The sequence below is a fragment of the Arthrobacter sp. NPDC057013 genome, assembly GCF_042674585.1.
GTDB lineage: Bacteria > Actinomycetota > Actinomycetes > Actinomycetales > Micrococcaceae > Arthrobacter.
Window position 1 is genome coordinate 1 of the sequence record NZ_JBHUSE010000013.1, and the last position, 12,185, is coordinate 12,185.

Sequence of the window (12,185 nt, forward strand, 5' to 3'; positions counted from 1 at the left end):
TCGTGCACCCAGCGGCGGCTGACTCCGTACCGGCGTGCAGCGTCAGCAACGCTCAGGCCTTGGTCACGGACGGCGAGGACGATGACTTTCTGCTTCGACATGCATCATGCTCAGCCGTTCCGGGTGTGAACCATGACCCGACTCACCGGTGAAGCATCAGGTGGGAACGATGTCCCGACTCACGTGTGAACTATGTCGTGAAACTAGACACCCCCTCGCGCACGCATCAGAACCCCGGGAAATCAATGATTTCCCGGGGTTCTTTTTTGTTTCAGCTGGCTACCTCTAAACCCGGCCGGCCGCCATGCCCTGTCATCCGGCAGCCAGGGCGGCATTGACGAGCTTGACGAGCTCCGGGGCCGCACTTGCTGTCACGGTTCCCGCGGCCCCGGTTTTCACGGCTGTGGCCGCCAGCGTGCCTTTAACACCTGTGACGGTGAGGACGGCCTGTTTCTGGCCATTGGGCAGAGTCTGGGTCTGCAGCGCGCTTACCGACTTGTCCGCCGCCACCGCTACCTCGACCGGCTTCATGGTGCTCGTGATCTTCTGCCCCTTCAATTCGAACCTATAGGTTGAGCAGTCGCGAACCGCTGCATGGCTTTTGTCGAACTGGGTTGCCATGACGGCGGGATCCTTCACCGCGAATACCGTCACGACCGTGGCAGTCTTGGCCTCCGCCGCGAGGCTTGCGCCCGCGGCGTAACTGCTGCCCTCGGGCACCTGGGTGTTGTTGTCTGCCAGCACCCCGCAGGCTTTAGGTGTAATGACGGCGTTCTTGAGCAGTTCCTGGGCGACTATGAGGCCCTGGTCCACCTGGGCGGCGGGAACCACGGTGAGGGCCCGGCCCTGGGCGTCCTTGAGTCCCGTGACGATCGCCGTGAGGTCCTCGTTGGTGTAGGCCTTCGCCGACGACGTCGGTGCGGGGGACGGTGGTGCGGCGGGCGCGGACGACGGCTCTGCCGTGCTTGAGGGCGCCGGTCCGCCGCAGCCCGCGAGGAAAATGGCCGCTGCCGCGGCAAGGGAGATTGGCGTGATGCTTCGTTGCATGAGTGGATCCCCGTTCCCTGTGCCGGCTGGCCCGCGGGTTTTCGCGGGCCATCCCGGAAATCGCCCAGCCGGGGCCGGAGCGCAGGGAGCAGCGTTCGGCTTTCGCCCGGCCGCGTGCGATTGCTCCGAGCGTACGACGCCTGTCCTTTCAATGCCAGAGCGCCGGCGGCACAATCAGAGCGCACGCAGGAAACATGCCCCAGGGCGGGTGCCGGAATACCGACACCCGCCCCAAACGCTGTGGATGGCCTACTTGGCCGTTGACGGCTCCATCCGGGTTGTGCCGGCCGCGGATGCCTTCTCCGTAGCCTCCGCGGCTGGCTTCCGCTCCTTGAGGAAGTACACCAGGATCGCCGCCACCGTTGATGCCGCGGCGAGGGCGAACAGGCCAGGCACCACGCTTCCGGTCTGCTCCTTGATGATGCCGAATCCGAACGGTGCCACGAAGCCGCCGAGGTTGCCCAGGGAGTTAATGATGGCGATGGCAGGGGCGAGGACCAGCGGGTGCAGGGCCGACTGCGGGATGGTCCAGAACAGCGGCGAGGCGCTCTTGAAGCCCATGGCTGCGATGGCGAGGAACACCAGGGCAAGGACGGGGGTAGCGACGGCTGCCGCGAGGGTACCGACGGCGGCCACGAGGAGTGCGGCAACCAGCAGCGGCCGCTTGGACTTTGCCTTGTCCTGCCACTTGGCGGCGAAGTACATGGCAAAGACGGCGCACACCCAGGGGATGGAGGAGAGGAAGCCGACGCTCAGGTCCGTGGTGCCCGGGATCTGCTTGACGATGGTCGGCAGCCAGAACGTGTTGGCGTAGATGGAGAGCTGCACCGAGAAGTAGATGCCGCACAGCAGGAGGATCTGCGGGTTCAGGAGCATCTTCCAGCGGTTGACCTTACCGCCCTGCGTGCCGTTGGCCGTCGTGTGCTGGGCGTCCTCCTGGTCGATCGTTGCGTTGAGGGCCGACTTCTCGGCGGCCGTGAGCCACTTGGCATCCTGGATCTTGGCGTCAAGGAAGAAGAACACGATGATGCCGACGACGACGGACAGCACGCCTTCGAAGCCGAACAGCCACTGCCAGCCGCGGAGGCCAAAGACGTCGTGCAGGCTCAGGAGCATGCCGGCGATGGGACCGGACAGGGCAGCGGCCACCGAGGACCCGGCGATGAAGACGGCGGTTGCCTTGCCGCGCTGGCCGGCGGGCACCCAGCGGGCGAAGTAGAAGATGACGGCAGGGAAGAAGCCGGCTTCCGCGGCACCCAGCAGGAACCGCAGAACGTAGAACATCATCTCGTTCTGGACGAAGGCCATGAGGAAGGACACGATGCCCCAGCTGACCATGATCCGCGTCAGCCAGATCTTGGCGCCGTACTTTTCCATCATCACGTTGCTCGGAAGCTCGAAAATGGCGTAGGCGATGAAGAACAGCCCGGCGCCGAAGCCGTAGGCCGCGGCACCGATGCCGACGTCCGCCTGAAGATGGTCCTGGGCGTAGCCAATGTTGGACCGGTTCAGCTGGTTGCACACCAGCATGACCAGCATGACGGGCAGCACACGCCGGAAAAACTTCTTCATGGCCGAAGCCAGATCCGCGACAGCGATGTCTACAGACTGCATGGGGGAATCCTCTTTGATAGAGCAGCAAAAGCACGCTGTGGGGACTACGGGGCAGGCCGTTGTGGTCCTCGCCACAGCACTTATTAACTGTAAGCAGTAGCTTTCATGCCCGTCCAACACACATATTGCATGGCGTGATACCCGCAGGGAACTACTGACGGCGCCTATTCCCGCCCGGCCCTGAGCCTGCGCCGCGAGTTGGCCAGGTGGTTGCGCATCGCCGCGGACGCCGCGGCGCCGTCGCTGTCCGCGATGGCGGCAAAGATGGAGCCGTGTTCATGCACCACCTGTTCGAAGTGGTCCCGGGCGTAATGCTCGACGCCGGTCATCAGCCGGGTGCGCGGCATGGCGATCATCGTCTGGCCCAGGGAGGCAAGGCAGTCTGTATAGAAGGGGTTGCCCGAGGCTGCGGCGACGGCTTTGTGGAATTCAAAGTCCGCCTTCATCGCGTGTGCAGGGTGTTCGACGCTGTCCGTGAAGTCCGCCAGCGCCTGCCGCAGGGTGTTCAGCTGCCGCTCGGTCCGGTTTCCGGCGGCCAGCGCTGCCGCTTCGGTCTCGACGCCGATCCGGAATTCCAGCAGGTGCAGCCGATCCTCGGCGGTGACCACAGCCCTGGTGGGCTGGCCCGACGTCGGACCCCCCGTGGGCGGGGTCAGCGCAAAGCTGCCCCGCCCACGTTCGGTTTCCACGAGGCCCTCCGCCTGTAGCCGCGTGAGCGCGGACCGGACGACCGTCCGGCTGACGCCGAACTCGCCGATGAGGGTATTCTCGCTCGGAAGCTTCTGACCGGGCTGGATGACGCCGTCGACAATGCGGGTGCGAAGGTCGGCGGCGAGGTCCGCGGTCAGGTTCCGGCTCATGGATTCAAGGTTACGCGCCGAATTCCGCGGTCTCGGTGGTCCAGGCGCGGGCCTGGTCGCTGAGGCTGACGCCGAGGCCCGGGCGGTCCGGAACGATCATGCGGCCGTCCTTGGTTTCGAGGCGCTCGTTGAACAGCGGGTCCAGCCAGTCGAAGTGCTCCACCCACGGTTCGCGCGGGTAGGCGGCGGCCAGGTGCAGGTGGATTTCCATCGCGAAGTGCGGCGCCAGGCCCAGGCCGCGCTCGTCCGCGAGGGCCGCCAGGCGGAGGAACTGGGTGATGCCGCCGACGCGCGGGGCGTCGGGCTGGATGATGTCGCAGCCGCTGGCGGCGATGAGGCCCTTGTGCTCGCCCACGGAGGCGAGCATTTCGCCGGTGGCGATGGGGGTGTCCAGGACCTGGGCGAGGTGGGCGTGGCCTTCGAAGTCGTAGGCATCCAGGGGCTCTTCGATCCAGATGAGGCTGAACTCTTCGAGCTGGCGGCCGATGCGCAGGGCCGTGGCGCGATCCCACTGCTGGTTGGCGTCCACCATGAGGGGAACGTCCCAGCCGATGTGTTCCCGGATGCCGGCCACGCGGCGCAGGTCTTCCTTGGTGTCCGGGAGGCCCACCTTGATCTTGATGCCGCCGATGCCCTCTTCGACGGACTGCGTGGCGCGGGCCTTCACCTCATCCAGGGTGGCGTTCAGGAAGCCGCCAGAGGTGTTGTAGGTCTGGACGGAGTCGCGGTAGGAGCCCAGGAGCTTGGCCAAGGGCAGCCCGGCGCGCTTGGCCTTGAGGTCGTACAGGGCGATGTCGATGGCCGCAAGGGCCTGGGTAGCGACGCCGGAGCGGCCCACGGAGGCGCCGGCCCAGAGCAGCTTGGTGTAGAGCTTGCCGATGTCGTTGGGGTCCTCGCCGATGATGCCTTCGGCGACTTCCTTGGCGTGGGCGTACTGGGCAGGGCCGCCGGCGCGTTTGGAGTAGCTGAAGCCGAGGCCGGTGTGGCCCTGTTCCGTGGTGATCTCGGCGAAGAGGAAAACGACCTCGGTCATGGGCTTCTGGCGGCCCGTGAACACTTTGGCGTCGCTGATCGGGACGGCCAGTGGCAGGCGGGCGGTGGAAAGTTTGACGTGCCGGATGAGGTCGACGGTGCTCATTGGTTCTCCTTGGGAAGTAGGGGCAACATCGCCCCGCCTGCTTAGGATACAAGTCTGATTCTTGTACTACAAGTGGTTATCCCGTCGTCGTAGCACAGGGGAAATACGGCGCGGAGATCTGCCCCCGCCCGTAGGCTGTTTACATGCCTCGTTTTCCGCTTGACATCGACTCCGTCCCCCGCCCCGTCCGCGCCCAAGCGCTCCTGGATGCGGTGAACCACCGGCTGGTCATCGCCGACGGTGCAATGGGCACCATGCTGCAGGGCAGGGACCTGTCGCTCGAGACTGACTTCCAGGGACTGGAAGGCTGCAACGAGATCCTCAATGACACGCGTCCGGATGTCCTCGCGGACATTCACGACGCGTACTTCGCCACGGGAATCGATGCCGTCGAAACCAACACCTTCGGCGCGAACTGGTCCAACCTCTCCGACTACGGCATCGACGACCGGATTGAAGAGCTCGCCCGCAAAGGCGCCGAAATCGCCCGGGACCGCGCCGAAGCGGCAGAAAAAACAGACGGACGGATGCGGTGGGTCCTGGGCTCAATGGGTCCGGGCACCAAGCTCCCCAGCCTGGGGCACACCAGCTATGACTACCTGAAGCAGACGTTCGCGTTGCAGGCCGAAGGACTCATCGACGGCGGAGCGGATGCATTCCTGATCGAAACGAGCCAGGACCTCCTGCAGACCAAAGCCGCGGTCAACGGTTGCAAGCAGGCGATCGTGGCCCGCGGCGTCCGCCTCCCGATCTTCGTCGAGGTGACCGTCGAGACCACCGGAACAATGCTGATGGGCTCCGAAATCGGTGCGGCGCTCACCGCGCTCGAACCGCTCGGCGTCGACGCCATCGGCCTGAACTGCGCCACCGGGCCCGACGAGATGAGCGAGCACCTGCGCCACCTGGCCAAGCAGTCCTCCGTGGCGATCGCCTGCATGCCCAACGCAGGCCTGCCGGTCCTTGGTGCCAACGGCGCGCACTATCCGCTCTCGCCCACCGAACTCGCCACGGCGCACGAGCAGTTCGTGCGGGAATTCGGCCTTGGCCTCGTGGGCGGATGTTGCGGTACGACGCCGGAGCACATGGCCGCCGTCGTCGAGCGTCTTGCCCCCTTCCGCACCTCGGCCGCTGTCACCAGCGGCGGGAGGGGAGCCGACGGCGGCCGCGTTCCCACCGAGCGTGAAGCAGGCATCGCCTCCCTCTACCATCACGTGAACTTCGACCAGGAGTCTGCGTACCTCGCGATTGGTGAGCGCACCAATGCGAACGGTTCGAAGGCGTTCCGCCAGGCGATGCTTGACGAGCGCTGGGACGACTGCGTCGACATCGCCCGGGAGCAGGTCCGCGTCGGCGCGCACCTGCTCGACGTCTGCATCGACTACGTGGGGCGAGACGGCGTGGCCGACATTAAGGAGGTCGTCTCACGTTTCGCGTCAGCCTCCACGCTCCCGCTCGTCATCGACTCCACCGAACCGCCCGTCCTGCAGGCCGGGCTCGAACTCATCGGCGGACGCCCGGTGGTCAACTCCGTCAACTACGAGGACGGCGAGGGCCCGGACAGCCGCTTCGCGCGCATCATGCCGCTCGTGAAGGAACACGGCACCGCCGTGATCGCCCTGACCATCGACGAACACGGCCAGGCGCGCACCACTGACGGCAAGGTGGCCATCGCTTCCCGCCTGGTCGATTCCCTGGTGGGCGAATGGGGGATGCGCGTCGAGGACATCATCGTCGACTGCCTGACCTTCCCCATCGCCACCGGACAGGAAGAAACCCGCCGGGATGCCATCGAAACGATCGAAGCCATCCGCCAGATCACCACGAAGTATCCAGGCATCCAAACCACCCTCGGCGTCTCGAACGTGTCCTTTGGCCTGAACCCGGCGGCGCGCATCGTCCTGAACTCGGTGTTCCTGCACGAGGCCGTACAGGCGGGCTTGACCAGCGGCATCATCGATGCGGCCAAGATCGTGCCGCTCGCTTCACTGCCGGAGGACCAGCGCAAGGTGGCGTTGGACCTCGTCTGGGACCGCCGCGAATACGACGCCGACGGCAACCTGACGTACGACCCGCTGGCCAGCATGCTGGACCTGTTCGCCGGCGTCGACACCGCGGCGCTGAAGGACCAGCGCGCGGCGGAACTTGCGGCGCTGCCCACCGGCGAACGCCTGGAGCGGCGCATCATAGACGGCGAAGGAAAGGGCCTTGAAGAGGACCTGGACCTGGCCCGCGCCGAGGGGCTGACCCCGCTCGGCATCATCAACGACTACCTGCTCGAGGGCATGAAGGTGGTGGGCGAACGCTTCGGCGCCGGCGAGATGCAGCTGCCGTTCGTGCTGCAGTCCGCCGAGGTGATGAAGACCGCGGTGGCCCTGCTTGAGCCGCACATGGAGAAGTCGGATGCTTCCGGCAAGGGCACCATGGTGATCGCCACCGTGCGCGGCGATGTGCACGACATCGGCAAGAACCTGGTGGACATCATCCTCACCAACAACGGCTACAAGGTGATCAACCTCGGCATCAAACAGCCGATCGCCGACATCATCGCCGCGGCCGAGGAACACGACGCGGACGTGATCGGCATGTCCGGCCTGCTCGTTAAATCCACGGTGGTGATGAAGGAGAACCTCGAGGAACTGCAGTCCCGCGGGCTGGCGAACAAGTGGCCGATCATCCTCGGCGGCGCGGCGCTGACCCGCGCCTACGTCGAGCAGGACCTGGCAGGACAGTTTGAGGGCGAGGTCCGCTACGCGAAAGACGCCTTCGAGGGCCTGTCCCTCATGGAGCCGCTGGTGCAGGTTGCCCGCGGCGCTGACCCTGCGGAGGTCGGCCTGCCCGCCCTGAAGAAGCGGATCCATAAAGGAGGCCCGAAGTTCAAGGTGACCGAGCCCGAGGCAATGCCCGGCCGGTCCGACGTCGCCGCCGATAACCACGTGCCTTCGCCGCCGTTCTGGGGCACGCGCATCGTGCGCGGCGTCGCACTCCACGACTTCGCGGCTTTCCTCGATGAGCGGGCCACTTTCATGGGGCAGTGGGGGCTCAAGCCCGGCCGCGGCGAGGACGGCGCCTCCTATGAGGAACTGGTGGAACGCGAGGGCCGGCCGCGGCTGCGGTACTGGATGGACCGCATCCTTGCCGAGGGAATGCTCGACGCGTCCGTAGCGTACGGCTACTTCCCGGTGGTCTCCGAGGGGGAACAGGTGGTGGTGCTGCACCACGGGGAGGATCGCGACGGCGTCCTTGGTACCGCGGGCCTGCTCGCCCCCGATGGCGGATCAGGCGGTCCGCTCGGCACCGAACGGCTGCGTTTCGACTTCCCGCGCCAGCGCCGCGACCGGCACCTGTGCCTCGCCGATTTCGTGCGTTCGCGCGAATCGGGCCAGGTGGACGTTCTGCCCGTGCAGCTGGTGACCGCCGGCGGCAATGTCGATCAGGTGACTGCCAAGCTCTTCGCCGGCGACCACTACCGCGACTATTACGAGCTCAATGGCCTGGTCATGCAGCTCACCGAGGCACTCGCTGAGTTCTGGCACGCACGCATCCGCTCGGAGCTGGGCTTCGCGGCCGAGGACCCCAAGGACAAGGCCGGCCTGTTCAAGCTCGATTACCGCGGGGCGCGGTTCTCTCTCGGCTACCCCGCGTGCCCGGACATGGAGGACCGCCGCAAGGTGGTGGAACTGCTGCATCCCGAGCGGATGGGCGTGGTCCTGAGCGACGAGCTGATGCTGCACCCCGAACAGTCCACCGATGCGTTCGTGTTCCACCACCCGGAGGCGAAGTACTTCAAGGTGTGATGCGGTCCCTGGCCTGAGTGGATTGGGCCCCAGCGGTTTGGGCCCGGGCGGTTTGCCCGCCCGGGCTTCGGCCCAGCCCCGGGCTGGAGACCGGCTTGACCCGCCGCAGCGCGGCGAGAATGGCCCGCCCAACCACGGCGATTCCGATGATTGTGGTGATGGCACGCAGGGTGTCCCAGCCCGCCGTCGAAGTTAACAGCGAGTAGAGCAGGAAGCTGCTGAGATTGCTGGCCAGTGGAGCGCCGGGCACGTAGGAGATGCCGGTGCCCGCGCCGACAGCGAAGGGCCAGAACCACAGATTGGTCAGCAGGCCGAACACGTAGGACGCAACGACGCCGTAGCCGCACAGCATCCACAGTTCGGCCCGCCCCCGCACCCGGCGGGGGAGCAGGCCTGCTCCGGCACCCACCCACGCGCAGGCGAAGATCTGGAACGGTGACCAGGGGCCGATGCCGCTCCACAAGGCGCTGGAGACGGCGATGGTGGCGGCGCCGAGGAGCATGCCGAAGCGGGCACCGAAGGCCCGGCCGGCCAGGATCAGCAGGATAAACACCGCCTCCACACCCCCGACGCCGGTGCTGGCCACCCGCACCGCCGAGCCGACAGCGGCCAGGACGCCGAGCAGCGCCACCGTGTGTGCGGAGCGGACCGAGCCGTCCAGGGACACCACGATGGCAACGACGGCAAGGGGGGCCATAGCCAGCGCCGCATAGGGGATGGCCGCGGCGGCATCCTCCGGGAGGGCCGCAGCGAGCAAGGGCCAGCAGAATGCGCCGAGAGCAAGAACGTTTGCAGCCGCGAGAACGGTCAGCTCGGCGGCCCGTGGCATCCGGATATGGCGGGCTTTCCCGGCCGCTGGAAGGTCCGTTGGCCGGTCGGCGAACGGTGGTGCTGCTTGGGGACGGTGCGCGATTTCGCTGCGTTGTTCTGTGAAGCCCTGCGCTGTGGCGGCGCCGGCCGGCACGGCTTCTGTCGCGGACGCGGGGGCGACGCCGTCACGCATCGGGAGGATCCGGGCGCCGAGGCCGTAGGCGAAATCGAGGTCGTGCGTGGCGATCAGGACCGCCGCGCCGGAGTCAGCTGCGGCCCGCAGCGCCGCCGACACTGCTCTGCGCGCCGCCGGATCGAGCCCCCGCGTCGGCTCATCGACCAGGAGCACCTGCGGGTCGTCCATGGTCTGCAGTGCGATGGCCAGGATCCTGCGCTCACCCGCGGAGAGGTCCCGGGGATGCTCGTGTCCAATGGGAATCCGGACGTCTCCCCGCAAACGGGCAAGGCGTGAAGCGGCGCCGCCGGGCGCAGGTTGTGCGCCGCTTTTTCGGCGTGACCGACGTCGATCTGCCGCGCGGAGCTCGGCAGCGACGGTATCCCTGGTGAAGAGGTCGTCGGAGGCGTCCGGGACGAGGGCTATGCGGCCGCCGTCGGCTGTGTTGTTCCCGGGTGCGCGTTCATGGAGAGTGCCTTCACCGAGGGCGAGTGCCACAAGGAGGGACGACTTTCCGGCACCGTTAGGCCCCACCAGGGCGACCACTTCGCCGCGGTGCAGGCGAAGGGAGGCGTCGCGCACGAGCGGTTTGCCGTCGCGGTGCACCGCGAGGTTTGTCGCCGTCAGCACCGGAGCGTGCTGTACCGCCGGCACGGCCGGCTGTGCCGGCGTCGGACGGTCGGCGTCCGGATGCGAAGGTGCGGGAGCAGCACCAGGTACCAGGGCGCCGCCGTCGATTTTCCACCACGCGTCTGTAACGGGTACCAGCGGCTCCGCCCGGTGCTCCGCCACGATGACGCAGACGCGCGCGTCGCGGGCGAGGGCGTTGAGCACGGCGATGACGTGCCTGCGTGTTGCCGTGTCGAGGTCGGCGAGGGGCTCGTCAACGAGGAGGAGGGGCGGATGCTCCACTATGGCGGCGGCGATGGCTACGAGGGTTGCCTCACCCGCGGAGAGGGTGCTGAGATTGCGGTCCAGCAGTGCCGACACCCCGACACGCTCCGCGACCTCCAGCACCCAGGCTTTGGCAGTTGCGGATGCCACGCCGCGCAGCTCAAGTGCGAGGGAGATTTCGTCCCGGACCCGGGTGGTGGCGAAGGCAGCGCGGGGGTTCTGCAATACGACGCCGACGAGGCGGGCAGTGTCGCGCGGCGGTGCGGCGGCACGGTCCGTTCCGGCGACCAGCAGCGTGCCGGAAATTTCGCCGCCGTCGACGTGCGACAGGAGCCCCGCGATGCCCCGCAGGATGGTGGATTTGCCGGAGCCCGTCGGCCCGGTGATGACCGTGATTGACCCGCTGGACGGCGCGAAATCCGCGACGCGCACCCGCGTGGTGCCGATGCGGAATTGTGCGTCCCGGATCAGAATCGGTGCTTGGCTACCGCGGGCGGGCTGGTGTGCCGCCCGGCTGCCAAAGCCGCGCAGCTCCAGCGCCGCGGCAACACGGCTGGCGTGCTCGAGTGTGCGTTCGAGCACGGGAACAAGGGCGCGGGGTCCGAATCGTTCGCCGCGCAGTCGGGAGGCCAGGCGCACGGAGTTCACGGCGTCGGAGAGCGCCGGCAGCGCCGCCCAAGCCACCACAAGCATCCGTGCAATGCCCTGCATGGGGCCGCCGCGGGCCAGGTGCACGAAGCCGCGGGCCACATCCACCCAGGCGTTGAGGATGCCGAAAGCGAGGATCATGCCCGCAATCGGCAGGGCGGACAGGACCGCCTCCCACAGGCCAGGCACCGTCACCGGACCGAGGAGGACAACATGGGCGTACGGGGCAGGCAGCGGCACCGGCGGTGTGTCGAGCAGAACCGGGCTGCCGGTGCCCGCCCCGTTGAAGAGGAGGCGGTAGATGACCCGCGCCGCGATGAAGACGGCGGCGAGAGCCGCCGCTGCGCGTAACGGCGCGGGTCGGAAGGTCACGCCGCGGGTGCGGCCGGTGCGCCGTCGACCGTGAAGAGCAGTTCCAGGCTCTGTCCCGGGCTGACCTTCAGGGTGGCGAGGCCTTCCTGCGCGTATCCCCAGGCACCCGAGGCCGGCTTGACCCACAGTGCCCAGTAGGCGAAGGAAGCGGGCGTCTTCTTGCATTCTTCCTTGTACGTGCCGCCCTTGTGGGCGATGTCAAAGTCTGCGGCGGGCACACCGTTCACACGGCACACCAGTTCCTTGGGGTATTGGTCAGTGCCCTCGGTCTTCACCTTGGCCTCGTCGAGGACCTTGGACGCGAGAGTCGGCCCGTCCGCAGGCACGCAAACGGACGTGTCAGCGGCGGCCTGCTTCAGGGCGCCCGAATCGACGATGACCTTGACTCCGTTGCAGGGTCCGGCGGCGGCGCTGGATGAAGCCGCTGCGGTTGCCGTTGAAGTGGAAGCAGGGGCAGAGGTGGCGGGCTGTGTGGTGGCCGGCGCGGAACACGCGGCCAGAGTAAACAGGAGACCGGCGGCGGCGAGCGAGGTCGCGGCGGCGGTGCGGATCTTAGTCAAAGTCACCAGTCAAGGGTAGGACGTTGCCGGTCCGGAACCGGTTGCTGGGGCGTTGTGTGACGTTGGGTATCCGTTGACCAACCCGACGCCGGCGTGGCCAACACATGTGCGGCGCTACGTGTAGCGCTGTGAGGCACCCCCGGCGGGCACTTTCGCGGGCAGTGCATACGGGACTTATCCATGCGGAAACCTGCCAGTTGGGAACGACTCGAGAGTGTCGCGCTGGAGGGACCGTCATGCGCGGGATTTGTCAGGTTGACATCTGAGACCTTC

At 67.1% G+C, this 12,185-nt stretch carries 8 protein-coding genes; 1 reads left to right on the forward strand and 7 read right to left on the reverse strand.

All coding sequences use genetic code 11. The features are described 5' to 3' along the window. The 5 genes from ACFTSA_RS16060 to ACFTSA_RS16080 form a co-directional block, all read right to left on the reverse strand. A partial coding sequence (locus ACFTSA_RS16060) for a helix-turn-helix domain-containing protein (RefSeq protein WP_377952668.1) occupies nucleotides 1-101 on the reverse strand: 101 nt, incomplete at its 3' end. Between the two features lie 211 nt (nucleotides 102-312). Then, nucleotides 313-1,047, reverse strand: a complete 735-nt coding sequence (locus ACFTSA_RS16065; protein ID WP_377952532.1) for a hypothetical protein — start codon at nucleotides 1,045-1,047, stop codon at nucleotides 313-315. A gap of 249 nt (nucleotides 1,048-1,296) precedes the next feature. Beyond that, entirely contained in the window at nucleotides 1,297-2,661 is a 1,365-nt protein-coding gene (locus ACFTSA_RS16070; RefSeq protein WP_377952534.1) for an MFS transporter, read from the reverse strand. Between the two features lie 164 nt (nucleotides 2,662-2,825). Beyond that, nucleotides 2,826-3,521, reverse strand: coding sequence for a FadR/GntR family transcriptional regulator (locus ACFTSA_RS16075; protein WP_377952535.1), 696 nt, complete (start codon nucleotides 3,519-3,521; stop codon nucleotides 2,826-2,828). A 10-nt stretch (nucleotides 3,522-3,531) separates the two neighbouring features. Next, the gene (locus ACFTSA_RS16080) at nucleotides 3,532-4,659 is read right to left on the reverse strand and encodes a mandelate racemase/muconate lactonizing enzyme family protein (protein ID WP_377952537.1); all 1,128 of its coding nucleotides are present in this window, start codon (nucleotides 4,657-4,659) and stop codon (nucleotides 3,532-3,534) included. Between the two features lie 143 nt (nucleotides 4,660-4,802). Between ACFTSA_RS16080 and metH the strand changes: the two genes are divergently transcribed. Next, on the forward strand, nucleotides 4,803-8,453 hold the full coding sequence (gene metH / locus ACFTSA_RS16085; protein WP_377952538.1) for a methionine synthase: 3,651 nt from the start codon (nucleotides 4,803-4,805) through the stop codon (nucleotides 8,451-8,453). On the opposite strand, the gene ACFTSA_RS16090 is transcribed toward metH, so the two are convergent. Next, the gene (locus ACFTSA_RS16090) at nucleotides 8,443-11,352 is read right to left on the reverse strand and encodes an ATP-binding cassette domain-containing protein (RefSeq protein ID WP_377952539.1); all 2,910 of its coding nucleotides are present in this window, start codon (nucleotides 11,350-11,352) and stop codon (nucleotides 8,443-8,445) included. The two genes, metH and ACFTSA_RS16090, sit on opposite strands and share 11 nt — an antisense overlap. Next, nucleotides 11,349-11,918, reverse strand: a complete 570-nt coding sequence (locus ACFTSA_RS16095) for a hypothetical protein (RefSeq protein WP_377952540.1) — start codon at nucleotides 11,916-11,918, stop codon at nucleotides 11,349-11,351. The genes ACFTSA_RS16090 and ACFTSA_RS16095 overlap by 4 nt, the downstream gene beginning before the upstream one ends. Nucleotides 11,919-12,185 lie beyond the last annotated feature (267 nt).